Raw genomic sequence first — 24,147 nt, 5'->3', positions numbered from 1 at the left:
ATTGCGCCTACCGGCATTCCGCCGCGGAGCGTGATCATGATCGAAGCTGCAATCCGTAATCCTTCAGCCCATCCGGTGTCGGCCGGTGCCAGTGTTGTCGCCGCCATTGCCGGCCTTGGTGCCGCATCGGCGGACTCATCTGAGTCGCTTCGGCAAGGGCCGCAGGCCAGTGTCGGACCGCTCACCACCGGTAATGAAGCGCTGCGCGAAGTGCTGGCCTTGTTGCCGGTTGGCGTGCTGCTGCTTGATGCCTCGGGTCGGGTGCAGGACGCCAATCCGGTTGCGATTGATTTGCTCGGCGTACCCTTGCTCGGCCAGCGCTGGCGCGACGTGATTGCGCGCAGCTTCGAGCCGCGCGCTGACGATGGTCACGAAGTCAGCTTGCGTGACGGTCGCCGGGTGCAAATTGCCACACGCGCCATGAGCAACGGCATGGGCCAGCTGGTGATGGTTTCGGATCTGACCGAAACCCGTCGCTTGCAGGCTCGTCTGGCGCAGCGTGATCGGTTGGCCACTATCGGCCATCTGCTCGCCAGTCTCTCGCATCAATTGCGGACGCCAATCGCCAGCGCCTTGTTGTGCGCCCATCAATTACAGAAACATGTGGCCGGCGAAGCGTTGCCTTCACGGCATGCCGCGCGGGTAATCGAGCGCTTGCAACACATGGAACGTCAAATTGCCGACATGCTGCTCGTTGCCGGCGGTGGCAGCCCGAAAGTGGAACTGCTTGCCGTTACCGATTTGCTTGATCGGGTATTCGAACTTTATATGCCGCTGGCACAGCAGCAGGGCATCACACTGTGCCGCGATGCCGAGCACGTCGATTGCTTTCTGATCGGCAATCGCGATGCCTTGATCGGTGCGCTCGGCAATCTGCTTGACAATGCTTTTCATGCCTGCCAGCGCAATGCGCACGGCAGCGCTACCGTCAGCCTCGCGCTGAGCCAACCGAACCCGGAACACATCACGCTCAGCGTCACCGACAACGGCTGCGGCATGTCGCCATCGGTATTGGCGCGGCTGCGCGAACCATTCTTTACCACCAAACGCACCGGCACTGGACTGGGTCTGGCAGTGGTGCAGGCAGTGGCCGATTCCCATCAGGCGAAATTGACGATCAGCAGCAGCGTCGGCTCTGGCAGCTGCTTTGCACTGACCTTGCCCGCGGCGTCGAACGCCCTGGCCCGCGCCGGTTGATGGCCGTTGGCTCGACCGCGCCCGGCCCAACGCATTTCCAACAGGAGAAAATCGTGACTGACATTTCCGTACTGGTCGTTGAAGACGACGGTGCCTTGCGCGAAGCGGTGGTCGAAACGCTGTCTTCTGCCGGCTTTTCCGTCAGCAGCGCCAGCAGTGCCGAGCAGGCGCAACAATTGTTGACCGAGCAACTGCCGGACCTGGTGTTGTCGGATTGGAATCTGGAAAAAATGTCGGGTCATGATTTGCTTCGTCATGTCCGTCGCGTACATAACAACCTTCCGGTCGTGCTGATGACGGCTTATGGCAATGTCGGCAATGCCGTCAAAGCCATGCAGGACGGCGCTACCGACTATTTACAGAAGCCGTTTTCCCCCGAAATCCTGATTGACACGGTCCGTCAATATGCGCGCGCGCAGGCGGCCAGCACCGGACCGATTGCCGCCGATCCGCGCAGTGTCGAATTGCTGACGCTGGCTCGCCGCGTTGCGGAATCGGAAGCCACGGTCCTGCTGACCGGCCCGAGTGGCGTCGGCAAGGAAGTGCTGGCCCGTTATGTTCATGATCATTCTGCTCGACGCGACGGCCCGTTCATCGCCATCAATTGCGCCGCGATCCCGGAGAACATGCTGGAAGCCACCTTGTTTGGCTATGAGAAAGGCGCTTTTACCGGCGCCCATCAGGCGACACCAGGCAAATTTGAACAGGCGCAGGGCGGCACGCTGTTGCTCGATGAGATCTCCGAAATGGATCTGAACCTGCAGGCGAAGTTGTTGCGGGTGCTGCAAGAGCGCGAAGTCGAGCGCCTCGGCGGTCGCAAACCGATTTCGCTCAATGTTCGGGTCATCGCTACCTCCAATCGCAACATGCTGGATGAAGTGAAAGCGCACCGCTTCCGCGAGGATCTGTATTTCCGGCTGAACGTGTTCCCGCTCCGCTGCCTGGCGCTGATGGAGCGGCCCGGCGACATCGTGCCGATTGCCGAACACCTGATCGCCCGGCACTGCCGCAGCAGTCAGCGGCTGCCGCCACGACTCAGCGTTGAAGCCATGTCGGCACTGACCGCACACAGCTGGCCGGGCAATGTCCGGGAACTTGACAACGCCGTGCAGCGGGCGCTGATTCTGCAGAGTGGGCGTGAACTCGGTGCCGCCGATTTTCAGTTGCAGTTTTCGCCTGCCAGCGAGGCCGCCGGCATCAGTCCGGAACCGGCGGCGGAAAACCGGCTGAGCGACGCGGTCCGCCGTATTGAGTTCGAACGCATTCTGCAAACCCTGCGCGACACCGAAGACACCCGGGAAAGCATTGCCAAGCAATTGGGGATTAGTCCGCGCACGTTGCGTTACAAGTTGGCGCGGATGCGCGAGATGGGTTACGCCGTGCCGAGCATGTGACGTTGGTCCGGCACTAGTCAGTTGATGGACAGGATTTTGACATGAGCACAATTGATCGCACTCAGCTGTTGCAGGAACTGCGCGCCTTGGCCAGTCAGGCCGGCCGAACCGAATCGGCCGGGCAGGTGCTCAACAAGAGCTCGGGGGTCTCGGGTGTTCAGCAATTCAGTAGCTTGTTTTCGCAGGCGCTTGGCAACGTCAATCAATTGCAACAGCAGGCAGAAGGTCTGCAGACGCGCGTTGAAATGGGTGACAAGAGTGTCAGCCTGGTTCAGGCCATGGTCGCGAGCCAGAAAGCCAGCATTGCATTCCAGGCAACGGTACAGGTGCGAAATCGGTTGGTCGCAGCCTATCAGGACATCATGAACATGCCGATTTGAGTCGGCGCTGATTGACGCTTTTCGCAACTCATTTAGTAACGCAGGTTTTGGAGTAAGCAACAATGGCTGAGGCCGCGCAAGATACCGCATTGATTGCCGCACCCGCAGGTGGCTTTGCCAGCAGTGGCGTATTGGCCAATCTGAGCAACATGACCATGCTTCGGCAGATCGGCATTCTGATTGGACTGGCCGGCAGTGTCGCGTTGGGGCTGTTGGTGGTGCTGTGGTTGCGTGATCCGCTGATGCGGCCGCTCGGTCCGGTGGACCGGGAAAATGCCCTGGCAATCGTCAGCATGCTGGAACAACAAAAGGTGCCTTACCGTCTGGAATCGGACGGCAGTATCAGCGTGGCTCAGGATGATTATTCGCGGGTGCAGATGCAGCTGGCGGCGCAGGGCATGGAACTCGGTGGCGCTGAGGCTGACAAAATGTTGGCACGCGACAGTGGTTTCTCGGTCAGTCAGCGTCTGGAACAGGCCCGGCTGCTGCGCACGCAGGAAATTCGCATTGCCCGCACCATCGAGCAGTTTGCCGGGGTTCGCGCGGCTGAAGTGCATCTGGCGTTGCCGAAAGAGGCCGTGTTTCTGCGTGACAACGAAAAACCGACTGCATCGGTGTTGCTGAATCTGTATTCGGCGCGCTCGCTGGACGCCGAGCAGATTCGGGCGATTGTCGATCTGGTTGCCGGCAGCGTGCCAAACCTGGACGCCAATCGGGTGACGATCACCGATCAGTTTGGCCGCTTGCATCACTCCGGCAGCATGACCGAGGACGAGATTCAGGCGAGCAAGGAGTTCGCCGAAAGTCAGAAACGCGGCGAAGAGCTGCGGCGCAAAGTCGAACGCATACTGGAGCCCATTCTTGGCGCTGGCAACTACACGGTCGAGTTGCATGTCGACATGGATTTCAGTGCTCAGGAAGCGACGCAAAAAGTTTACAACGCCGATTTGCCGGCGCTGCGCTCCGAACGGACCTTGAACGAGCAGAATGCCACCGGTGGCGCGCAGGGCGTGCCCGGTGCGCTCAGCAATCAACCGCCAACACCGGCCACCGCGCCGGAAGTTGCCGGCGCGAACAGTACGGCAGCAACTGCCGCCAACGGGAGCACGGGCAGCAAGCGGGAAGAGGCGGAGCGCAATTACGATCACGACACCACGATCAGTCACACCCGGTCGCAAATCGGTGTGGTCCGGCGGGTAACGGCATCGGTTGGGCTCGACTTTGTCGAGTTGCCGGCCACCGATCCGGCACAGCCGCCCCAGCGGCAACCGCGCCCGGCTGCCGAAGTCGCGAACATAACGCGACTGGTCCAGAGTGCAATTGGTTATGACGCCCAGCGTGGCGACATAGTAGAACTGCAGAGTTTCCCGTTTGTTCGGGTCGCTGTGCCGGAAGTGCCGCAATCGATACCGTTCTGGGAACAGCCCTGGTTCCAGCTGATGTTCAAGCCGCTGCTCGGGCTGATCATTGCCGTGGTATTCGTTCTGGGCGTGTTGCGGCCGGTGCTTGGCAAGTTGTCTGGAAGGTCGGATGAAGAAGTGCGGCAGGCGACGCTGGCTGCAGCGGGCCTTGGCCCGGATGGCATGCGTGACGACACCTTGTCGCTCTCTGGCGGCAGTGGCGGCGCCTTGAGCTTGCCGCCGCCGGTAACGACCGAACTGGATTCGGTTGCCCGGGCAAAAGCGGTGGTGCAATCCGACCCGACGATCGTGGCGCAAGTCGTCAAGACCTGGATGGAAAAAGATGCCTGAGAATCCGGTAGCAGAAAAAAAGCCGACTGAAGGCGAAAAGAAAGAGCTCTCGGTCGATCGCTTCAACAACACCGAGCAGGCGGCGATTCTGCTGCTGAGCCTCGGCGAGGATCATGCTGCCCAGGTGCTCAAGCACATGGGGCCGAAAGAGGTGCAGCGCATTGGTCTGGCGATGGCGGCGGTCAAGCATGTCGAACGCAATGACGTCGATCATGTCGTCAACAAGTTTCTGATCGAGGTGGAAAAGCAGACCGGTATCGGTATCGGCACCGAGGAATACATCCGCAACACCTTGCGCGCAGCGCTCGGATCGGACAAGGCTGACGCGCTGTGTGATCGCATTCTGGCGGGTGCCAATACCAAAGGACTGGATACGCTGAAGTGGATGGATGCCCGGGCGGTGGCTGATTTGATTCGCTACGAACATCCGCAGATTCAAACCATTGTGTTGGCCTATCTGGATCCGGATCAATCGGCCGAGGTGCTGTCGCAATTCCCGGACAAGGTCCGGCTCGATCTGACCATGCGGATTGCCTCGCTGGAATCGGTGCAGCCGGCAGCACTGACCGAGCTGAACAACATCATGGAGCGTCAGCTCTCCGGGCAGACCGGTTCCAAGTCGGCGGCGCTGGGTGGCACCAAGCGTACCGCCGATATCATCAACTTCCTCGATGGTTCGGTGCAGAGCGCCTTGATTGACCAAATCAAGCAAGTCGATGAGGACTTGTCGCAGAAGATTCAGGATCTGATGTTCGTGTTCGAGAATCTGGTCGAGGTCGATGATCGCGGCATTCAGACGCTGCTGCGTGAGGTCTCGACCGAAGTGCTGATTACCGCGCTGAAAGGTTCCGACGAAACGGTGCGTGAGAAGATCTTCAAGAACATGTCGAAACGCGCGGCTGAGTTGATGCGCGAAGATCTGTCATCAATGGGCCCGGTCAAGCTGAGCGATGTCGAGAAAGCGCAGAAAGAGATTCTGACCGTGGCACGCCGGATGGCGGATGCCGGCGAAATTGTGCTCGGCGGCAGCGGCGAGCAGATGGTGTAAGCCTCCGGTTGGATGTGATTCACAGTCGAGGATGCAAGAGCAGCACTCATGATCGGCAAAGACCCCTCACCGGTACAGCCCTGGCAGCTGCCGGACATGAAGGAAACCGCGGTGAACGCCTCGCAGCGGCCGCCGCCGCGGCAGCCGGGCGAGCCACGCGGCAATACCGCCTTGGTGACGGCCGAGATGTTGCAGCAACTGCGCGAGCAGGCCCGGCACGAAGGTTATGAAGAGGGTTTGAAGAACGGCCATCGCGATGGTCTGGCCCAAGGCTTGGCTGAAGGTCGCAGCAAGGTTGATGCGGAAATACTGCAATTGCGCACTCGCGTCGACGCCATGCTGGAAGCCTTGGCGCGGCCGCTGCAAATGGTTGATGACCAAGCCGAGCAGGCATTGGCACAGTTGGCGATGTCGGTGGCGCGTCAATTAATACGACGCGAATTGCGCAGTTCACCGGGGCAGATTGTCGCGGTGGTGCGGGAGGCCGTGCAGCTGCTGCCGATGTCGCGGCAAACGATACGGGTTTTTCTGCATCCGGAAGACGCGGCGCTGGTGCGGGAAGTGTTTGCACTGGACGCGCGCGGTGAACATACCTGGCAGGTACTGGATGATCCCGGCCAAAGTCGGGGCGGTTGCCGTGTGCTGACAGATGATTCCACCATCGATGCCAGTCTGGAGTCGCGCATCGCTGCGATCGTGACGCATGTGCTGGGTGGTGAACGGAGTGAAGATGAGCGCGGCGCAGAAAGAGCGACTCCCGTTCCACCAACGGCTTGAACCGTATCAGGCTCGTGTGGCCAGCGCCCCCGGTTTGCAGGTTGAGGGCAAACTGGTGCGCATGGTTGGCTTGACGCTGGAAGCGGTCGGTTGCCGTTTGCCAGTCGGCGGCCGCTGTTTGATTCGCGGCAATGACGGACGCTTGCATCGCGCGGAAGTAGTGGGCTTTTCCGGCGACAGTTTGTACCTGATGCCGACTGCCGACTTACATGGACTCGGCCCCGGCGCCACCGTGTTGCCAACCTCCGGTGCGGCAGAAATTCTGGTCGGTGGCAATTTGCTTGGCCGGGTGCTTGATGGCGAAGGCCAGCCGATTGACGGCAAAGGGCCACTCAGTGGCAGTCACCGGTCGCTTGCGGCAAAACCGATCAATCCCTTGGCGCGGCATCCCATCAGTGAACCGCTTGACGTCGGTGTTCGTGCCATTAATGCCTTGCTGACGGTCGGACGTGGTCAGCGCATGGGCCTGTTCGCAGGTTCTGGTGTCGGCAAGAGCGTGTTGCTCGGCATGATGACGCGATTCACCGAAGCGGATGTGATCGTCGTGGGTTTGATCGGCGAGCGTGGCCGCGAAGTCAAAGAATTCATTGAACACATTCTCGGTGAGGAAGGCATGAAACGCGCGGTGGTGGTGGCCGTGCCGGCCGACTTGCCACCGCTGCTGCGTTTGCAAGGCGCTCAGGTGGCCACCACGATTGCCGAATCGTTTCGCGATGAAGGCAAGCAAGTGCTGCTGCTGATGGATTCGCTGACCCGGTTCTGTCAGGCCCAGCGCGAAATCGCGCTGGCGGTTGGTGAGCCGCCGGCAACCAAGGGCTATCCACCGTCGGTGTTTGCCAAGTTGCCGATGCTGGTCGAGCGCGCCGGCAATGCCGAAAAAGGTGCCGGCTCGATCACCGCGTTCTACACCGTGTTGACCGAAGGCGATGATCAGCAGGACCCGATTGCCGATGCCGCCCGAGCCATTCTTGACGGCCACATCGTGCTGTCGCGACGCCTGGCCGAGGCTGGCCATTATCCGGCGATTGATATCGAAGCCTCGATCAGTCGGGCGATGGCGCAAATTGCCGCCAACGCGCACCAGCAGGCGGCGGTGCTGGTCAAACAGATTTATGCCACGTATCAGCAGAATCGCGATCTGATAACGGTAGGGGCGTACCAGAGTGGTGCCGATAACGCCATCGACGAAGCCATTGGTTTGATGCCGGTCATCAACCAGTTTTTGCGGCAGGGTATGAATGAAAAAGTCTCACTGAAAGACAGCTTGCTCGGATTGGAAAGTATTTTGGCGGCAGAAGCGACTATGCTTCCTGCTAATCGCCGCCGCTGATACCGAATCCGATGGGCCCGTTCGTTGACTGTGCTGTGAGGAGTCTGTGCTTGCCATGAACCGTTCCGAGCGTTTGCAACCGGTGGCCAAACTGGCCGACAAGCAGGAGCGCTCCGCTGCCCAGGCACTGGGCGAGGCACGACAGGCTCAGGTCAGCGAAGAGACCCGGCTGCAGGAATTGATCGTCTATCGGCAGGAGTACATCAGCGATTTCCAGCGTCGCGGCCGCGCCGGTTTGAATGGCATCGAGTTGCAGCAATTCCAGCAGTTCCTGAACCAGCTGGACAAGGCCATTGAACAGCAGCAGCAACGCATCCGTTCGGCGCTGACCCAGGTCGAGCAGCGGGTTGGCCAGTGGCAGCAGCGTGCGACCAAGGCCAAGGCCATCAACAACGTGGTCGGCAATCTGCAGCAGTCGGAGAACCGGCAAACCGACAAGCGTGAACAGGCCGTCCAGGACGACCGCTCGGCCCAGCGCGCCCATCTCAATCGGCCCAAACGCCAGTGATGGCGGGGTTGTCCTGCCGCAGAGGCTATCCTGAGGCTGGACCTTCGTGCTGCTTGCGCTATAGTTGGCACTGTCTCAAGCAGTCGGGGAGCAGACCTCCCTGTTGTGCCGGTTACCAGACCGGGTTCAGGAGCGGTAGATGACGATCAGCACCACCAAGAGCGCCGACGGCACCGAACTGACCATCCGCATTGCCGGACGGTTCGACTTCAGTTCCCATCAGGCTTTCCGCGAAGCCTATGAAAACCTGCCGGTCAAACCCAAGAGCTATGTCATTGACATGCACGAGGCGACCTATCTGGACAGCTCGGCACTTGGCATGTTGCTGTTGCTGCGCGATTACGCCGGCGGCGACAGTGCCCGGATCAGTATTCAGCATTGCAATAACGATGTGAAGAAGATCCTGACCATCTCCAATTTCGAACAGCTGTTCAAAATCTCCTGAGGCGAAGAGCCCGGTTTGCTGTCGCCCGGGTCGTAGACACCGCTGTCTCACCCGGGTTCGCCTAGCGAACGGAAGACCGATCTGACGAGCGCTGCCCGTCAACGCGGTTCAGGGGCGTAGCGCCAACCGAAGTCTCAGTGCGTACCGGGTTTTGCCTCGACGTTGTGAGCGCTACGTTATCTCCCTGCCGAATCATTCGTGTTGCCGCCAATGGCTTTGTGTACAGGACTGGCATTTCATAAGGAATGAATGTGGCGACTGATGCTTTGCGCATTCTGATTGCAGACGACAATGCCAGCGACCGGTTGATTCTTCGCACGCTGCTGCAGCGTGAGGGCCATTCGGTCATCGAAGCGGAAAACGGTCGGCTGGCGGTTCAGCAATTTTTGACCGAACAACCCGATATCGTTTTGCTGGATGTACTGATGCCGGAGCTGGATGGCTATGAGGCGGCCATTCAGATCAAGATGATGGCCGGTTCGCGTCTGGTTCCCATCATTTTCCTGACGGCACTGACTGATGTCGCGGCGCTGGCCCGCTGTCTGGAAGTAGGTGGCGATGACTTTCTGACCAAGCCCTACCAGAAATTGATTCTGCAGGCGAAGCTGCGGGCGTTTACCCGCATGCAACAACTCTACGATACGGTGTCGCGGCAACGGGATGAAATCCATTTTCACACCGAGCGTCTGGTCCGCGAACAGCAGTTGGCCAAAATCCTGTTCGACAATATTGCCCATCCCGGTTGTCTGGACGCGCCGACCATTCGCTATCAGTTGTCGCCGATGTATATCTTCAACGGCGATGTGTTGCTGGCCGCCGAAAAGCCCGCCGGTGGCCTGCATGTCTTGCTCGGTGATTTCACCGGCCACGGGTTGCCCGCTGCCATTGGCGCCATGCCGGTCTCGGAAATTTTCTACGGCATGACCCAAAAAGGCTTTTCGCTGGTCGATATCCTGACCGAGATTAACCAGCGACTGAAAGAAATCCTGCCGACCGGTGTGTTTTGCTGCGCCATCAGTGCCGATATCGATTTTCGCAGTGGCATGCTGGAGTTGTGGAATGGCGGCATGCCGGATGCGTTTCTGGCGCGTTCGGGCCGCGGCATTTTGACCCGGTTCAGTTCCCAGCATCTGCCGATGGGCGTGGTCGGTCGTGATCGCTTCCGGCCGCAGGTGCAGCGCGCGATTTTCAGTCCGGAAGATCGCTTGCTGCTGACCTCGGATGGCGTCATCGAAACCAGCAACGCCAATGGCGAAATGTTTGGCAGCGAGCGACTGGAGCAGGCGGTCGCCACCACGGCGGAAGGCGACAGTTTTTTTGCCGCAGTCCAGCGGGCACTGGAGCTGTTTGGCAGTGGCGCCGCGCCGCGTGATGATGTCAGCATGGTCGAAGTCGAGCTGCGGCCGCTGTCGGCACCGGAGCACGCGCCGAGCAGTCCGCGGCCAACCCGGACCGGGCCATTGGATTGGCGTTTTGAATATGAACTGCGCACGCAATCACTGCAGCAGTTCGATCCCTTGCCGCTGTTGCTGCAGGTGCTGATGGAGCAGCCAGCGCTGCGACCGCATCGCGGCCGGGTGTTCACCATACTGGCCGAACTGTATTCCAATGCGCTCGATCACGGCATTCTGCAGCTGGATTCTTCATTGAAAAATTCGCCGGAAGGCTTCGCCGAGTACTATCGCTTGCGCCAGAGTCGACTGCAGCAACTGGCCGAGGGTTCGATCCGGCTGGTGTTCGAGCATCAGCCGCGCACGCACGGCGGCCGTTTGCTGTTGCGGGTCGAGGACAGCGGTCCGGGTTTTGATTGGCAGCGCTGGCAGGCGAGCCAGGTGCCGGGCAATGGCTATGGCGGTCGTGGCTTGGCCTTGCTGGCCAATCTTTGCCAGTCGCTTCAATTTGAGGGCCGTGGCAATATCGTCGCCGCCAGCTATGACTGGTTGTTGGCCGAGGACTGAGACTTGCCGCATCTGGATGAGCAACAATTCAACGAACTGCGTGAGCTGATGGCGGATGATTTCGGCACGCTGATCGAAGCCTATCTGCGCGACAGCAGCGAACGGCTGCAGCTGCTGACGCAAGCCTGTGCCGAGCAGGATCTGGCCAGCGCCAAACGGCAGGCGCATAGCCTGAAAGGCAGCAGCAGCAACGTCGGCGCGGCGACCCTGGCCGAACATTGCCAGCGGCTCGAACAACTGGCGCGCGGCGGTGAAGTGGCCGCGGTGCTGGCGGAGTTGAGCGCCCTGCAACAGGAGCTGGCAAACGTCCAGCTGGAGCTGCGTCGCCATCTGGCCTGAGCTCTCGCTAGCCAGCGCCCGCGCGAAACGAGTCGGGTGCCGATTGCTGGCACATCAATTGCTCTCTTGTCGCTATCACCAAGAAGGTGGTGCTCAAGGAGCCCAACATGAATTCTCCTTTGCTTGGTTTGACCAGTGGCGTGTCGTCGCCGGCAAGCCCGCCCGCCGGGACCGTTGAAACCGAATCCGGCGCTGCCGCATCGTTCGGTGAGTTGCTGCTGAAGATGACCGGCGCTAACGACGAGGCCTTGGCGGAAGCGGATACCGCGCTCGGCCAAGCCGCTGGCGACGCTGGAAAAGCCGCGGAAACACCGGCGGATTTGCTGGCCGCGCTGGTTGCCAACCTGACCGGAACCGATGACGCGGACGACAGCGACGGGCTGACCGAATCGGATGCCGACAGCGATTCGGAATCCGACGCCAGCACCGAGGATGACAGCCGGATCAGCGATGTCGCTGCTGATGCCGCTGCCATCGCCGCATTGGCTGTCGCGCCGGCAAGCGTCCCGGTAGCCGCAACGGTAGCTGCCGAGGCCGGAACAGGCGACGCAGCGGCTTTGCCGGTCGGCGGCAAATCCTTGCCGACCCCTTGGCTGTTGTTGAATCAGCAGGCCGGAGCCAACGCGAATGCGGCGGCCAACGCCAATGCCGAAACGGCAACGGCCGACACGTCAGCTGGCGGCGCCACAGAGCCTGTCGAGGCGTGGAGCCAATTGTTCGAGGTCGCCAGCAAATCGGTCGAGTTCAAGGCCACGGCAGAAGCGGCAGCGCCGATCAGTCGGCAGGCCAGTGCAGAACCTTTGCTCGCCATCAACACCTTGGCCGGCCCGCTGACCGGCACCAGCGCGTCAGCGCGAGGCAGCTCGCCCGATGCCATCGCCGGTATCCCGGTGCGATCGGCCAACTTTGCCACGCTGGTTGGCAACGACGTGTTGTGGCAGGCCAAGATCGGAAGCAATCAGGCCGAGATCCGGCTCGACCCGCCCGAACTGGGCCCCATCGATGTGCGCATCAGCCGCAGCGACAACGAAACCCACCTGCATTTCACGGTCAGTCACCAGGCCACCCGCGATCAGCTTGAGCAAGCCTTGCCACGGCTGCGCGAACTGTTTGGTCAAGGCGGTTTGCAGCTCGGCCAAGTCGAGGTCGAGCAGGGCCGGCGCGAACAACTGGCCCAGCAACCGCGCGACAGCAATCCGGGACTCGGCAAACGGGGCAGCGACGCTGGCAGCACCGACGAAGTGCTGATTCAGCGCAGCACGCTGATGGGCCTGATCGACGATTACGCCTGACTCGCTCCGGTTCAGACTCACCACAATCGCCGGCCATGTGCCGGCGATTGGCTTTCTGGCGCTGTCAAAACCAGCCAGCGGCCTCCGTCCAAGCGGGATTTATTGCGCCAATTTCCCGTCATCTGGCCAAAGCAAAAATCTGAGCTACATTTCAAGTAATTGTTGGCAAAGTGTTTTTTATCAAAATTCACCAATGGCCCGAAAGCTGCATTTGATCCATTGGTGCGGGAGAGCAGCATGGCAGAGAAGCAGGATCTGGAACTGGGCGAAGCGGCCAAGGGCGGCGGCAAGAAGAAGCTGATCATCATCATCGCCGCGGCGGTCTTGGTGTTGGCCATCGGTGGCGGCGCGGCGTTTTTCCTGCTGAAGAAAGAACCTGCGCCGGCAGAAGGCGAGCACGCGGCGGCCGACGGTGCCGAGCACGGTGAAGCGGCTGACCATGAGGCCGAACCGGAAGAAGAGCCGGTCGAGGGCGCGCCCAGTTTGTATTACGTGGCATTGCCGGAAGCCATCGTCGCCAACCTGCCCAGTGAGAGCAAACCACGGACGATCAAGATTCAGGTGGCATTCGCGGTCAAGAACGCCCATGCCGAAGAGACCGTCAAGAAACATTTGCCGCTGCTGGGCAGCGAGGTGCTGATGCTGCTGAGTGCGACCACCGCCGAGCAACTGATGACGCCGGAAGGGCAGCAGGGCTTTCGCGACCAGGCGCTGCAAAAAGTGCAGGCCGCGATGGAGCACGAAGAGCACAAGCCGCTGATTGAAAAGATTCTGTTTACCCAGTTTGTAATGCAATGACGGCGTGCTGAGACGTTTTTCAAAACCGGTTTTTCAAAAGCAGTCTTTCGGTAGCGGATTTTTGGGAACAGTGATAACGACATGGCAACCGATCTGTTAAGTCAAGACGAAATCGATGCCCTCTTGCATGGCGTCGATGACGGCGATATCGCAACCGACGCCGACGAGCTGGCGCCCGGTGAGGCGCGCCATTATGACTTCAACTCCCAGGACCGCATCGTTCGCGGCCGGATGCCGACGCTGGAGATGATCAACGAGCGTTTCGCCCGGCATATGCGGATCAGCTTGTTCAATCTGATGCGGCAGGCCTGCGAGGTTTCGATCAACGGCGTCCAGATGGTCAAGTTTGGCGAATACATCCACTCGCTGTTTGTGCCGACCAGCCTGAACATGGTCCGGATCAAACCGCTGCGAGGCACCGCGCTGTTTACCATGGAAGCCAAGCTGGTCTTCAGTCTGGTCGACAACTTCTTCGGCGGCATGGGCCGCTTTCACGCCAAGATTGAAGGCCGAGAGTTCACCCCGACCGAGCGTCGCATCATCCAGATTCTGCTGGAGCAGGCATTCATTGATTTGCATGAAGCCTGGGCACCGGTGATGCCGGTTGAATTTGAATACCTCGATTCCGAAGTCAATCCGGCGCTGGCGACCATTGTCAGCCCCTCCGAAGTGGTGGTGGTCTGCAGCTTCCATATCGAACTGGAAGGCGGTGGCGGCAATCTGCACGTGACCATGCCGTATTCGATGATTGAACCCATTCGAGACAAGCTCGATGCCGGCGTGCAAAGCGATCGCGACACCGTTGATGAGCGCTGGACCGATGCGCTGCGGGAAGAAATCATGTCGGCGCCGGTTGAGGTTGAAGCGCAGATTGGCGAGAACCCGGTTCGTTTGCGCGACATCATGGAGTGGAAGCCGGGCGACATCATTCCGGTGGAATTGTTTGAACAGGCATTGATACGGGTCGGCGGCCTGCCGACGTTCCGGGCTCGGTTCGGCACCTCGCGCAGCAATTACGCCATCAAGATTATTTCCGATATCAAGCGCGATCACATTTTGAAAAGCATGCAGTTGGGAGTGTAAGCCATGGCCAAAGACCAAGATTCGATGGCGGACGAATGGGCCGCCGCACTGGCCGAACAGGTTGAGACCGAAGCCAGTGCCAAAGCAGCTCCGATGGAAGAGTTGCGCGATGACGGCAAAAGTCTGGTCGGCAACGACAAGCTGGACGTCATTCTGGATATTCCGGTGACGCTGTCGATGGAAGTCGGCCGTACCCAGATCCCGATCCGCAATTTGCTGCAATTGAACCAGGGTTCGGTGGTGGAGCTGGACCGGATGGCCGGTGAGCCACTCGATGTGCTGGTCAACGGCACCCTGATTGCCCACGGCGAAGTGGTCGTGGTCAATGAAAAGTTTGGCATACGCCTGACCGATGTGATGTCGCCGCATGAACGTATCAAAAAATTGCGCTAAGGCAGGGGCGCGACTCGCGCTATTGCTGCTGAGTCCGGCGTCGGCATGGGCTGCCGAAGCGAGCGAAGCGGCGGTGCCGTCGGTCAGTCGGCTGGTCTTCGGTCTGTTCGCCGTACTGGGCTTGCTGATGATCTGCGCCTGGGTGCTACGCCGTGGCGGCCTGACCGGTCACACCGGACTTATCAAGGTGGTGTCGCAGTGTGCGGTCGGCACCCGCGAGCGGGTGGTGCTGGTGCAGGTTGGCGACCAGCAATTGCTGATTGGCGTCACGCCGCAGCAAATCAGTTTATTGCATACGCTGGCGCAACCGGTCGCCGCGCCGGCCGTGCCGGCATCCAACAAATTTGCCGAACAACTGGCGCTATTGATGAAAGGTCAGCGGCCATCATGATGTTGTCACGTTATCTGGTCCCGTTGACCCTGATCTTCGCCGCATTTGCCGGCGTAGCCCACGCTGCCGATGCCAGCACCAGTGTTCTGGCACCCGGTGCGCTGCCGGCATTGACCGTCACGACCGGTGCCGATGGCAGTCAGCAGTATTCGGTTACGCTGCAAATTTTACTGTTGATGACTGCGCTGAGCTTCTTGCCGGCGCTGGTCATCATGATGACATCGTTCACCCGCATCACCATCGTCTTTGCCATTTTGCGTCAGGCGCTTGGCATGCAGCAGACGCCGTCGAACCAGATTCTGGTCGGACTGTCGCTTTTCCTGACCTTTTTCATCATGGCGCCGGTATTCAAGACCGCCAACGAGCAGGCTTTGCAGCCTTACCTGAACGAGCAAATGGCACCCGGCGAAGCGCTGGAGAAAGCCTCGGAGCCGTTCCGCAAGTTCATGCTCGCGCAGACCCGCAAGACCGATCTGGATTTGTTCCTGCGGATGTCAAAAACCGAGGTGGATGGTCCGGAGGATGTGCCGTTTGTTGTGCTGGTGCCGGCGTTTGTGACCAGTGAGCTGAAAACTGCGTTTCAAATCGGCTTCATGCTGTTCATTCCGTTTCTGATTATCGATCTGGTGGTCGCCAGCATCCTGATGGCGATGGGCATGATGATGTTGTCACCGCTGGTGATCTCGCTGCCGTTCAAATTGATGCTGTTTGTGCTCGTCGATGGCTGGGCATTGGTGATTGGCACGCTGGCTGCAAGCTTCAAGGTTGTCTGACAGAAAACTGACGCACGGCGGCTGTAATGACAGCAGCAAGCATTCCGCTAGCCAGTTCGATGACAACCCGTCAGCAGTTAACCGACACACCCACATCATTACGAGCCACTGATCATGACACCCGAATTTGCTGTTGAATTGCTGCGCAGTGCGCTCTATCTGACCATTGTGCTGGTCGTGGCAATCATCCTCCCCGGTTTGCTGGTTGGCCTGGTGGTGGCCGTGTTTCAGGCGGCGACCAGCGTCAACGAACAAACCCTGTCGTTTCTACCACGGTTGGTCATGACGCTGCTGACGCTGATGGCCTTGGGCCATTGGTTCATGGATCAGTTGATGACTTTCACCACCGAGCTGGTGCGAAGTATTCCCTCGGTGCTGGGCTGAGCCCGGTCGAGTTCTCACCATCGTGGAATTTTCACTCGGACAAATCGACGGCTGGCTGGCCAGTGTGCTGTGGCCGTTCTTCCGTATCGCCGGCTTGTTGACGGCGATGGCGATCTTCGGCACTCGCAGTGTGCCGGCCCGGGTTCGTCTGGTGTTGGCGATTTTCATTACCGTTGTCGCCGCGCCCGTGCTGCCGGCCATGCCGCAGGTGCCGCTCTTTTCCGGCGCCAGCTTCATCATCACCGGTCAGGAAGTGATCATTGGCCTGATGATGGGTTTTATCACGAGATTGCTGCTGGAGATTTTTGTCGTCGCCGGCCAATTGGTTTCGCTGCAGACCGGCCTTGGCTTTGGTTCGCTGGTCGATCCGATGAATGGCGCATCAGTGCCGTTGATCAGTCAGGCGTTTCTCATCATTGCGACCTTGCTGTTTCTGGCGTTCGACGGTCACTTGCTGTTTATCGAACTCGTTGTCGAGAGCTTTCATACCGTACCGGTTGCGACCGACAGCCTGGCCCGGATCGATTTTCTGGCGGTGGTCGACTGGGGCCGCTGGCTGTTCGCCGGCGGTTTGATGGTGGCGCTGGCAGCGGTGCTGGCGCTGTTGATGTTGAACCTTGCCTTTGGTGTGCTGACCCGGGCGGCACCGCAGCTGAATCTTTTTGTCATCGGTTTTCCGGCCACGATGGTGGTCGGTTTCATTTTGCTGTGGTTGCTGACCGGTGATTTGCTACGCCATTTCGAGCGTGAGTTTGGCCAGGCGCGTGAGTTGGCTTGCGCGCTGATCAATACCTCGTGTTGAAACCGACAAGACGATGAGGTCCTGATCAATGGCTGAAAACGACTCCGGCGAACGTACCGAGCAGGCCACACCCCGAAGGCGTGAGGAAGCGCGCAAGAAAGGGCAGGTGGTCCGCTCGCGTGAGCTGACCACGGCGTCCATCACCATTGGCGGCGCCGCCGGCTTGTGGATGCTGGGCGGCGATCTGGCGCAGGCGCTGGAGCAAATGACGCGCGGCGTGCTGGTGCATGCCGGGGAAACAATCGACAGTCCGAACCGGCTGCTCGGCGCGTTTGGCGAAGCGATCTTGCTGGCGCTGTATGCCGCACTGCCAATTCTGCTGTTGTTGTTCGTCATCAGCCTGCTGTCATCCATCGCCATTGGCGGCCTGCATTTTTCGGCGGAGGCAATTCAGCCGAAATTCGATCGGCTGTCGCCGTTCAAGGGCCTGAGCCGAATGTTTGGTACTCAGGCGCTGGTCGAGCTGGTCAAGGCTGCCGGCAAATTCATTGTGCTCGGATTGATCGCGGCGCTAATCCTGCGGCACTACACCGACGAGTTTTTGACGCTTGGTCGCAGCGGGGTGCGCGAAACCTTGACGCATGCGCTCGATCTGCTGGTGCAAACCTTCCTGCTGGTATCGCTGTCGCTGCTGGTGATCGTGGCCATCGATCTGCCATTCCAGATTTGGAATTTCAACCAGCAGCTGAAGATGAGCAAGCAGGAAGTGCGGGAAGAATACAAGGAAATGGAGGGCAAACCCGAGGTCAAGGGCCGCATTCGCCGCATGCAACGCGAGCTGGCGCAGCGCCGAATGATGCAGAAAGTGCCGCAAGCGGACGTGGTCATCACCAACCCGGAGCACTTTGCGGTGGCGCTCAAATATGACCCGGGCAAGCCCGGCGCGCCGATGGTGCTGGCCAAAGGCATCGACTTCATGGCGCTGCAAATCCGGCAAGTTGCTGCCGCCCACAACGTGCAAATTTTTGAGGCACCGCCGTTGGCACGGGCTTTGTATCACACCACTGAGATTGACCAGGAAATTCCGGAAGGTTTGTACCTCGCGGTGGCTCAGGTGTTGGCTTATGTGTTCTCGCTGCGCCAGTTTGGCGCTGCCGGTTCCCGGCCACCGCCGAAGGATTACCCGATTCCGGAACAGTACCGTTACTGATGACTGTCGTTTTCGCGGACAGTCCTGGAAAACCCGCTGCGCGTGGCGCATGGGGCCCTTGTTTGAGGAGACCACTGCATGGCTGACGCTGCCGCTGTTCCGGGCGTCCGGCGCATGAATCTGACTGGCTTGGGTACGCCGGCGGTGGTGCTGCTCATTCTGGCGATGATGACCCTGCCATTGCCGACACTGGCATTGGACGTACTGTTCTCGTTCAACATCGCGATGGCGCTGATCGTGATGCTGGTATCGGTCTATGTGCTGCGGCCGCTGGATTTCGCCGCGTTTCCGACTGTGCTGCTGGTTACGACGCTGATGCGCCTGGCGCTCAACGTAGGTTCGACCCGGGTGGTGCTGATGGAAGGCCACCACGGTCCGGCGGCGGCCGGTGCGGTGATCGAAGCCTTTGGCTCGGTGCTGGTCGGCGGCAATTACGCCGTCGGCATCGTCGTGTTTGCCATCTTCATCATCATCAACTTTGTCGTGATCACCAAAGGTGCCGGCCGCATTTCGGAAGTCAGCGCCCGGTTTACCTTGGACGCCATGCCGGGCAAACAGATGGCAATCGATGCCGATCTGAATGCCGGCCTCATCAATCAGGATGAAGCCCGTACCCGGCGTGCCGAAGTGGCCCAGGAAGCCGATTTCTACGGGGCAATGGACGGTGCTTCCAAGTTTGTCCGCGGTGATGCCGTCGCCGGCATTCTGGTGCTGTTCATCAACCTGCTGGGTGGCATCGCCATCGGCACCTTGCAGCACGATTTGTCATTTGCCGACGCCGCTCGTTTCTACGCCTTGCTGACCATCGGCGATGGCTTGGTCGCACAAATTCCGGCGCTGTTGCTGTCGACCTCGGCGGCCATCATGGTGACCCGGCAAAACAGTACGCAGGACATGGCGGCACAGATGATGTCGCAACTGTTCCGCGAGCCGAAGGCACTGGAGATTACCGGTTATGTCCTGATCACGATGGGCCTGGTGCCCGGCATGCCGCATCTGGCGTTTTTGTTCCTCGGTGTTGGCTGCGTTTTGCTGGCGCGCAGGGTCAAGAAAAAAGCCGCGCAAGCCGCGCTGATGGCGCGCGTTGCGGCGGCGCAGCCGGCGCCGGTCGCCACCGCGCCCGAGCTCAAGGAACTGGGTTGGGATGATGTTGCCCAGGTGGATCCGATTGGGCTGGAAGTGGGTTATCGTCTGATTCCGTTGGTCGATAAGGCGCAAGACGGCAAGCTGATGGCCCGCATCAAAGGCGTGCGGAAAAAGCTGTCGCAGGATCTGGGATTTCTGGTGCCGCCAGTGCACATCCGCGACAACCTGGATCTGCCGCCAAGCGGGTATCGCATCACGCTGATGGGTGTCAACATCGGCGAAGCCGATATTTTTGTCGACCGCGAACTGGCGATCAATCCCGGCCAGGTCTTCGGTGATCTGCAAGGCACCACCACCAAAGATCCCGCGTTCGGTTTGCCTGCAGTCTGGATCGATCGCAATACCCGCGAGCACGCGCAAGCGCTCGGCTATACCGTGGTCGATGCCTCGACCGTGGTCGCAACGCATCTGTCGCAGATTCTGCAAACCCATGCCTCGGAATTGCTCGGCCATGAAGAAGTCGAGCAGCTGTTGAAGCAGCTGGCGAAATCGGCGCCGAAACTCGTTGAGCAACTGACGCCGCAGGCGCTGCCGCTGTCGATTGTCGTGCGCGTGCTGCAGAACCTGCTGCGCGAACAGGTACCGATCCGCGATTTGCGCACCATCGCCGAAACACTGATCGAACATGCCGGCCGCACCCAGGATACGGTCGCGTTGACCGGCGCCTGCCGAGTCGCGCTGGCTCGGCTGATCGTGCAGAACATCAACGGTTTGGCGGCGGAATTGCCGGTGATTACGCTGGAGCCGTCACTGGAGCAATTGCTGCAGAAATCACTGCAGATTGCTGGCGATGAAGGTGCCATCGAGCCGGGTCTCGCCGAACGGTTGCAGCGATCCCTGCTTGATGCCGGTCAGCGTCAGGAGATGTCCGGGCAACCCTCGGTATTGCTGACTTCGCCCGGTTTGCGGCCAACACTGGCGCGCTTTGCCCGCTTTGTCAGTCCCGGCATGCACGTGCTGTCGTATCAAGAAATTCCGGAAAACAAGCAAGTGAAAATTGTCGCGACAGTGGGCTGACGCCCGCCGTTTGCCATAGTGTTTAATGGAGTACAGGAACATGCAAATTCGCCGCTTTTTTGCCAAAGACATGCGCAATGCGCTGGCTGAAGTCAGCCGCGAGCTGGGCCCGGATGCGGCGATTTTGTCGAGCCGCCGGATTGGCGGTGGCGTCGAGTTGCTGGCCGCCATTGATTACGACCCGTCGGTGTTGAGCACAGCGGTTCCGCGCAGCGTTGATGCGCGCAATAGCGCGTCCTCTGATGGGGCATCTGAAACGATGACCGAATCCCTTGCGCCGGCCGCAGCAAAGCGTGCGCCAGCCGCTGACAAGGCACAAGCGACCAGCAAGAAGACACCATTTGAAGCCTTTCTTGAGTTGGCAGAGCGGCAATCCGCGCAAGCATCGGACGATGCTCACGCCGCCGAAGTTGCCGTGCCGCCGCGCGAGCGTAGCCGCACCGAACGCAATCGCCAACTGCCGGCAAAAGATGCCGGTCGGAAATTTCAGTCTGCACCGGCAGGCCAGACCAAGACCGCTGCCAGTCGGCGTATGACCCGGTTCGACGCTGACCACGAAGCGATGGTTGCCCGCGCTGCGACGTCTGCCGAAAAAGCGCGCCGCCCGGACGGTGCTGACACTGATCAGATGCCAAACGCGCCACGCAGCCAGCAAGCCGGCCTTCAGCACAATGAGCGTCAAGACTTGCAGGCCGATTGGCCGGGTCCAAATGCCGCGCCGGCAGGCTTGCGTGATCTGCAGGAAGAAGTCCGGCAGTTGCGCGGTTTGATGCAGGAGCAATTGCAGGGTCTCGCTTGGCGCGATTTGAAGCAGCGGCAGCCGCTGCGCGCGATGCTGACCAAACGGTTGGCCGCGCTGGAGCTGTCACCGCGGCTGCGCGAGGTGTATGCCAGTGCCGAAGGCCGTGATGTCGAACAGGCGTTGGCAACGGCCTATGCGGCGATCGCCCGCGATATCGTCAACAGCGATGACGCCATGCTCGATCAAGGCGGCATTTATGCCTTTGTTGGTGCCACCGGCGTTGGCAAGACCACGACCATTGCCAAACTGGCAGCGCGATTTGCCCTGCGTCACGGCGCCGGCAGCGTTGCCCTGATTAGCACCGACAGTTTCCGTATTGCCGGTCACGATCAGCTGGCGACCTATGCACGATTGATTGGCTGCGCGGTGCGCACCGCCGACAGTGCCGCCAGTTTGCAAAGCGCGCTCGACAGTTTTGTCGACCGCCGGCTGATCCTGATCGACACCGCCGGCATGAGCCAGCGCGATGCCCGACTGGCCGAGCAACTGGCCGCACTGGCCAGCGCCCGTTACCCGGTCAAACAGGTTCTGGTGCTGTCGGCGACCGCACAACGGGCGATTTTGCAGGAAAGCGTCAAGCAATTCGGTCAGCGCCGTGTGCATGGCGCAATCTTGACTAAACTGGATGAAACCACGTCGCTGGGTGCGGTCCTGACGGTACTGCTGGAGAGCCGGCTGCCGCTGATGGCGAGCTGTGACGGCCAGCGGGTGCCGGAGGATCTGCGGTCCTTGCGCGGTGCCCAACTGGTCGACCGGGCGCTGAAGCTGGCCGAACAATTCCGCGACGGCCCGGACGAATGGCTGATGGCGCAAGAACTTCCGGTCGGCCGGGGGTTGGCGGCTCAGGTGGCGGCCAACCCAGCCAAGGTGACCGCCCATGCTGGCATTTGATTTCAAACAGGGCCTGGACCAGGCCTCGGGGTTACGGCGGATGATACAGGCACGGCCGGTCAAGGTGATTTCGGTTACCGGCGGAAAGGGCGGCGTCGGCAAGACCAGCGTCACGGTCAATCTGGCGGTCGCGCTGGCCGAGCAGGGCCATGCGGTCATGGTGCTGGATGCTGACCTCGGTCTGGCCAACATCGACGTGATGCTCGGTTTGCATGCCGGCCGCAATCTGTCTCATGTGATCAGCGGCGAATGCGACATTCCGGACATCCTGCTCGATGGCCCCGGTGGCATCAAGATTGTGCCGGCTTCCAGTGGCACCCAGGCCATGGCGCAGCTGAGCCCGGCCGAACACGCCGGACTGATTCGGGCGTTTAGCCAAATCGGCCACCAGATTGATTATTTGTTGATCGATACCGCGGCCGGCATTTCCGACACCGTGATCAGTTTTACCCAGGCTTCGCAGGATGTCTTGTTCGTGGTCTGTGACGAGCCGACCTCGCTGACCGACGCCTATGCGCTGATGAAGATCCTGAACCGCGACCACAAAATGGCGCGGTTCCGTCTGCTCGCCAACATGGTCCGCAGTCCGCAGGAAGGTCGCGATCTGTACGCCAAGCTGACCCGGGTCACCGACAAGTATCTGGATGTGACGCTCGATTACATCGGCGCCATTCCGTTTGACGAAAACGTGCGCAAGGCCATCCGCAAACAGCGACCGGTGGTCGATGCGTTTCCGCGTTCGCCGGCGGCGCTGGCCTACCGGCAACTGGTCAAGAAAGTGGAAAGCTGGCCCCTGCCGCAAACGCCCGGTGGCCACATCGAATTTTTCATGGAGCGCCTGGTGCAGATGTCCAACCAGGCGGCACTGTCAGAAACGGGTAGCTGATGTACGCACCAGCCCACTATGCGAAGGCCATGTACGAAACTGCCCAATCCCCCGAGGAATTGCTTAACCAGTACGCGCCACTGGTCAAACGCATTGCCCACCATTTGCTGGCTCGCTTGCCGGCAAATGTGCAACTCGACGACCTGATGCAGGCCGGCATGATCGGCTTGCTGGAGGCGTCGCGCAAATACGATTTCAGCAAGGGCGCCAGCTTTGAGACCTTTGTTGGCATCCGCATCCGTGGCGCCATGCTGGACGAGGTGCGTCGCAACGACTGGCTGCCGCGCTCGGTCCATCGCAATGGCCGGCGCATTGCCGAGGCCACCAAGGCGGTTGAGCAGCGGCTTGGCCGGGATGCGCGCGATGCCGAAATCGCCGCGGAAATGCAGATCAGCCTGCACGAATTTCAACAGCTGCTGGCCGACAGCAGCGGCGGGGCGGTCTATGGTTTTGATGATGTCGGCCTGACTGACGATTTATTGGCGCAGCAGGAAGGGGTTCATCTCGCCGGTCCGCAGGAAGGGGTTCATGACGAGGCGTTCCGCAAGGATTTGGCCGCTGCCATCAGCCAGCTGCCGGAGCGGGAGAGACTGGTACTCGCGCTATACTATGATGAGGAAATGAACCTGAAGGAAATCGGGGCCGTCTTGGGGGTCAGCGAGTCGCGGGTCTGCCAGATCAGCAACCAGGCCATGGCCCGGCTGCGTGGCAAATTGCGTGACTGGAACTGACGCCAAGTCGTATCAGCATAAGAATTTTCAGTATTTGAGGGCAGATTAATGGCGTATGACAAAAACATGAAGATTCTCATCGTCGACGATTTCTCGACCATGAGACGCATCATCAAGAACCTGTTGCGCGATCTGGGGTTCACCAATACCTCGGAAGCCGATGATGGTGCTACCGCACTGCCGATGCTGCAGAACGGTAACTTCGACTTTCTGATCACCGACTGGAATATGCCGGGCATGCAGGGCATTGATTTGCTCAAGACTGTCCGCGCCGATCCCAATCTCAATACCTTGCCGGTGTTGATGGTGACCGCTGAAGCCAAGCGTGAACAAATCGTCGAAGCGGCGCAGTCGGGCGTCAATGGTTACATCGTCAAACCGTTTACCGCCCAAACCCTGGAAGAAAAGATCAACAAGATTTTCGAGCGGATTGGCTAAGCCCGGCGGGGCACGGCAGCAGTGGCTGAGCCCGGGAGCAGTG

25 protein-coding genes are annotated in these 24,147 nt (G+C 60.0%); all 25 read left to right on the top strand.

Annotated features, from left to right (window positions below; translation table 11 throughout):
- The first annotated feature begins 36 nt into the window (after positions 1-36).
- The 25 genes from HPT27_RS13500 (at position 37) to cheY (ending at position 24,104) form a co-directional block, all read left to right on the top strand.
- Complete coding sequence (locus HPT27_RS13500) at positions 37-1,197, top strand: sensor histidine kinase (RefSeq protein WP_172244370.1); 1,161 nt, start codon at positions 37-39, stop codon at positions 1,195-1,197.
- 53 nt (positions 1,198-1,250) lie between these two features.
- Positions 1,251-2,591 (top strand): sigma-54-dependent transcriptional regulator, encoded by a 1,341-nt coding sequence (locus HPT27_RS13495; RefSeq protein WP_172244368.1) that lies wholly within the window; start codon positions 1,251-1,253, stop codon positions 2,589-2,591.
- A gap of 41 nt (positions 2,592-2,632) precedes the next feature.
- Positions 2,633-2,971, top strand: a complete 339-nt coding sequence (fliE, locus tag HPT27_RS13490) for a flagellar hook-basal body complex protein FliE (protein WP_172244366.1) — start codon at positions 2,633-2,635, stop codon at positions 2,969-2,971.
- A 62-nt stretch (positions 2,972-3,033) separates the two neighbouring features.
- Positions 3,034-4,722: a flagellar basal-body MS-ring/collar protein FliF gene (gene fliF, locus HPT27_RS13485; RefSeq protein WP_172244364.1), complete on the top strand. Its 1,689-nt coding sequence runs from the start codon at positions 3,034-3,036 to the stop codon at positions 4,720-4,722.
- Positions 4,715-5,770: a flagellar motor switch protein FliG gene (fliG, locus tag HPT27_RS13480; RefSeq protein ID WP_172244362.1), complete on the top strand. Its 1,056-nt coding sequence runs from the start codon at positions 4,715-4,717 to the stop codon at positions 5,768-5,770. The genes fliF and fliG overlap by 8 nt, the downstream gene beginning before the upstream one ends.
- Before the next feature lie 48 nt (positions 5,771-5,818).
- Entirely contained in the window at positions 5,819-6,547 is a 729-nt protein-coding gene (locus tag HPT27_RS13475) for a flagellar assembly protein FliH (protein ID WP_172244360.1), read from the top strand.
- Complete coding sequence (gene fliI / locus HPT27_RS13470) at positions 6,501-7,877, top strand: flagellar protein export ATPase FliI (RefSeq protein WP_172244358.1); 1,377 nt, start codon at positions 6,501-6,503, stop codon at positions 7,875-7,877. Before HPT27_RS13475 ends, fliI begins: the two co-directional genes overlap by 47 nt.
- A gap of 55 nt (positions 7,878-7,932) precedes the next feature.
- Positions 7,933-8,385 (top strand): flagellar export protein FliJ, encoded by a 453-nt coding sequence (gene fliJ / locus HPT27_RS13465; RefSeq protein WP_172244356.1) that lies wholly within the window; start codon positions 7,933-7,935, stop codon positions 8,383-8,385.
- A gap of 139 nt (positions 8,386-8,524) precedes the next feature.
- Positions 8,525-8,830 carry an STAS domain-containing protein gene (locus HPT27_RS13460; protein ID WP_172244354.1) on the top strand — a complete coding sequence of 102 codons (306 nt, stop codon included), beginning with the start codon at positions 8,525-8,527 and terminating at the stop codon, positions 8,828-8,830.
- 251 nt (positions 8,831-9,081) lie between these two features.
- Positions 9,082-10,788, top strand: coding sequence for a SpoIIE family protein phosphatase (locus tag HPT27_RS13455; protein WP_407951129.1), 1,707 nt, complete (start codon positions 9,082-9,084; stop codon positions 10,786-10,788).
- 3 nt (positions 10,789-10,791) lie between these two features.
- Positions 10,792-11,127, top strand: coding sequence for an Hpt domain-containing protein (locus HPT27_RS13450; RefSeq protein WP_172244350.1), 336 nt, complete (start codon positions 10,792-10,794; stop codon positions 11,125-11,127).
- A 107-nt stretch (positions 11,128-11,234) separates the two neighbouring features.
- Positions 11,235-12,419 carry a flagellar hook-length control protein FliK gene (locus HPT27_RS13445; RefSeq protein WP_172244348.1) on the top strand — a complete coding sequence of 395 codons (1,185 nt, stop codon included), beginning with the start codon at positions 11,235-11,237 and terminating at the stop codon, positions 12,417-12,419.
- A gap of 237 nt (positions 12,420-12,656) precedes the next feature.
- Positions 12,657-13,217: a flagellar basal body-associated FliL family protein gene (locus tag HPT27_RS13440; protein WP_172244346.1), complete on the top strand. Its 561-nt coding sequence runs from the start codon at positions 12,657-12,659 to the stop codon at positions 13,215-13,217.
- Positions 13,218-13,298: 81 nt separating this feature from the next.
- A complete protein-coding gene (fliM, locus tag HPT27_RS13435) occupies positions 13,299-14,300 on the top strand; it encodes a flagellar motor switch protein FliM (protein ID WP_172244344.1) in 1,002 nt (333 codons plus the stop codon).
- A gap of 24 nt (positions 14,301-14,324) precedes the next feature.
- Positions 14,325-14,693, top strand: a complete 369-nt coding sequence (fliN, locus tag HPT27_RS13430) for a flagellar motor switch protein FliN (RefSeq protein WP_407951146.1) — start codon at positions 14,325-14,327, stop codon at positions 14,691-14,693.
- Entirely contained in the window at positions 14,668-15,084 is a 417-nt protein-coding gene (gene fliO / locus HPT27_RS13425) for a flagellar biosynthetic protein FliO (RefSeq protein ID WP_172244340.1), read from the top strand. The genes fliN and fliO overlap by 26 nt, the downstream gene beginning before the upstream one ends.
- The gene (gene fliP, locus HPT27_RS13420; RefSeq protein WP_407951145.1) at positions 15,084-15,857 is read left to right on the top strand and encodes a flagellar type III secretion system pore protein FliP; all 774 of its coding nucleotides are present in this window, start codon (positions 15,084-15,086) and stop codon (positions 15,855-15,857) included. Before fliO ends, fliP begins: the two co-directional genes overlap by 1 nt.
- 114 nt (positions 15,858-15,971) lie before the next feature.
- Positions 15,972-16,241: a flagellar biosynthesis protein FliQ gene (gene fliQ / locus HPT27_RS13415; RefSeq protein ID WP_172244336.1), complete on the top strand. Its 270-nt coding sequence runs from the start codon at positions 15,972-15,974 to the stop codon at positions 16,239-16,241.
- A gap of 22 nt (positions 16,242-16,263) precedes the next feature.
- On the top strand, positions 16,264-17,043 hold the full coding sequence (fliR, locus tag HPT27_RS13410; RefSeq protein ID WP_172244334.1) for a flagellar biosynthetic protein FliR: 780 nt from the start codon (positions 16,264-16,266) through the stop codon (positions 17,041-17,043).
- A gap of 28 nt (positions 17,044-17,071) precedes the next feature.
- Positions 17,072-18,193 carry a flagellar biosynthesis protein FlhB gene (flhB, locus tag HPT27_RS13405; protein WP_172244332.1) on the top strand — a complete coding sequence of 374 codons (1,122 nt, stop codon included), beginning with the start codon at positions 17,072-17,074 and terminating at the stop codon, positions 18,191-18,193.
- A 78-nt stretch (positions 18,194-18,271) separates the two neighbouring features.
- Positions 18,272-20,356: a flagellar biosynthesis protein FlhA gene (gene flhA / locus HPT27_RS13400; RefSeq protein WP_235950875.1), complete on the top strand. Its 2,085-nt coding sequence runs from the start codon at positions 18,272-18,274 to the stop codon at positions 20,354-20,356.
- Positions 20,357-20,396: 40 nt separating this feature from the next.
- Complete coding sequence (flhF, locus tag HPT27_RS13395; protein ID WP_172244330.1) at positions 20,397-22,049, top strand: flagellar biosynthesis protein FlhF; 1,653 nt, start codon at positions 20,397-20,399, stop codon at positions 22,047-22,049.
- Between the two features lie 40 nt (positions 22,050-22,089).
- Positions 22,090-22,935 carry a MinD/ParA family protein gene (locus tag HPT27_RS13390; RefSeq protein ID WP_235951050.1) on the top strand — a complete coding sequence of 282 codons (846 nt, stop codon included), beginning with the start codon at positions 22,090-22,092 and terminating at the stop codon, positions 22,933-22,935.
- A gap of 29 nt (positions 22,936-22,964) precedes the next feature.
- Positions 22,965-23,666, top strand: coding sequence for an RNA polymerase sigma factor FliA (locus HPT27_RS13385; RefSeq protein ID WP_172244326.1), 702 nt, complete (start codon positions 22,965-22,967; stop codon positions 23,664-23,666).
- Between the two features lie 66 nt (positions 23,667-23,732).
- Positions 23,733-24,104, top strand: a complete 372-nt coding sequence (gene cheY / locus HPT27_RS13380; RefSeq protein WP_211197962.1) for a chemotaxis response regulator CheY — start codon at positions 23,733-23,735, stop codon at positions 24,102-24,104.
- Positions 24,105-24,147 lie beyond the last annotated feature (43 nt).

Source organism: Permianibacter fluminis (assembly GCF_013179735.1).
GTDB classification, from domain to species: Bacteria; Pseudomonadota; Gammaproteobacteria; order Enterobacterales; family Permianibacteraceae; genus Permianibacter; species Permianibacter fluminis.
The sequence above is the reverse complement of the archived record's forward strand: the minus strand, read 5'-3'. Positions and strand labels throughout refer to the sequence as shown.

Coding starts and splice junctions, on each gene's coding strand:
- HPT27_RS13500 (WP_172244370.1), top strand. CDS start 37: ATGATCGAAGCTGCAATCCGTAATCCTTCAGCCCATCCGGTGTCGGCC.
- fliE (WP_172244366.1), top strand. CDS start 2,633: ATGAGCACAATTGATCGCACTCAGCTGTTGCAGGAACTGCGCGCCTTG.
- fliF (WP_172244364.1), top strand. CDS start 3,034: ATGGCTGAGGCCGCGCAAGATACCGCATTGATTGCCGCACCCGCAGGT.
- fliG (WP_172244362.1), top strand. CDS start 4,715: ATGCCTGAGAATCCGGTAGCAGAAAAAAAGCCGACTGAAGGCGAAAAG.
- HPT27_RS13475 (WP_172244360.1), top strand. CDS start 5,819: ATGATCGGCAAAGACCCCTCACCGGTACAGCCCTGGCAGCTGCCGGAC.
- fliI (WP_172244358.1), top strand. CDS start 6,501: ATGAGCGCGGCGCAGAAAGAGCGACTCCCGTTCCACCAACGGCTTGAA.
- fliJ (WP_172244356.1), top strand. CDS start 7,933: ATGAACCGTTCCGAGCGTTTGCAACCGGTGGCCAAACTGGCCGACAAG.
- HPT27_RS13460 (WP_172244354.1), top strand. CDS start 8,525: ATGACGATCAGCACCACCAAGAGCGCCGACGGCACCGAACTGACCATC.
- HPT27_RS13445 (WP_172244348.1), top strand. CDS start 11,235: ATGAATTCTCCTTTGCTTGGTTTGACCAGTGGCGTGTCGTCGCCGGCA.
- HPT27_RS13440 (WP_172244346.1), top strand. CDS start 12,657: ATGGCAGAGAAGCAGGATCTGGAACTGGGCGAAGCGGCCAAGGGCGGC.
- fliM (WP_172244344.1), top strand. CDS start 13,299: ATGGCAACCGATCTGTTAAGTCAAGACGAAATCGATGCCCTCTTGCAT.
- fliN (WP_407951146.1), top strand. CDS start 14,325: ATGGCGGACGAATGGGCCGCCGCACTGGCCGAACAGGTTGAGACCGAA.
- fliO (WP_172244340.1), top strand. CDS start 14,668: ATGAACGTATCAAAAAATTGCGCTAAGGCAGGGGCGCGACTCGCGCTA.
- fliP (WP_407951145.1), top strand. CDS start 15,084: ATGTTGTCACGTTATCTGGTCCCGTTGACCCTGATCTTCGCCGCATTT.
- fliQ (WP_172244336.1), top strand. CDS start 15,972: ATGACACCCGAATTTGCTGTTGAATTGCTGCGCAGTGCGCTCTATCTG.
- flhB (WP_172244332.1), top strand. CDS start 17,072: ATGGCTGAAAACGACTCCGGCGAACGTACCGAGCAGGCCACACCCCGA.
- flhA (WP_235950875.1), top strand. CDS start 18,272: ATGGCTGACGCTGCCGCTGTTCCGGGCGTCCGGCGCATGAATCTGACT.
- flhF (WP_172244330.1), top strand. CDS start 20,397: ATGCAAATTCGCCGCTTTTTTGCCAAAGACATGCGCAATGCGCTGGCT.
- HPT27_RS13390 (WP_235951050.1), top strand. CDS start 22,090: ATGATACAGGCACGGCCGGTCAAGGTGATTTCGGTTACCGGCGGAAAG.
- HPT27_RS13385 (WP_172244326.1), top strand. CDS start 22,965: ATGTACGAAACTGCCCAATCCCCCGAGGAATTGCTTAACCAGTACGCG.
- cheY (WP_211197962.1), top strand. CDS start 23,733: ATGAAGATTCTCATCGTCGACGATTTCTCGACCATGAGACGCATCATC.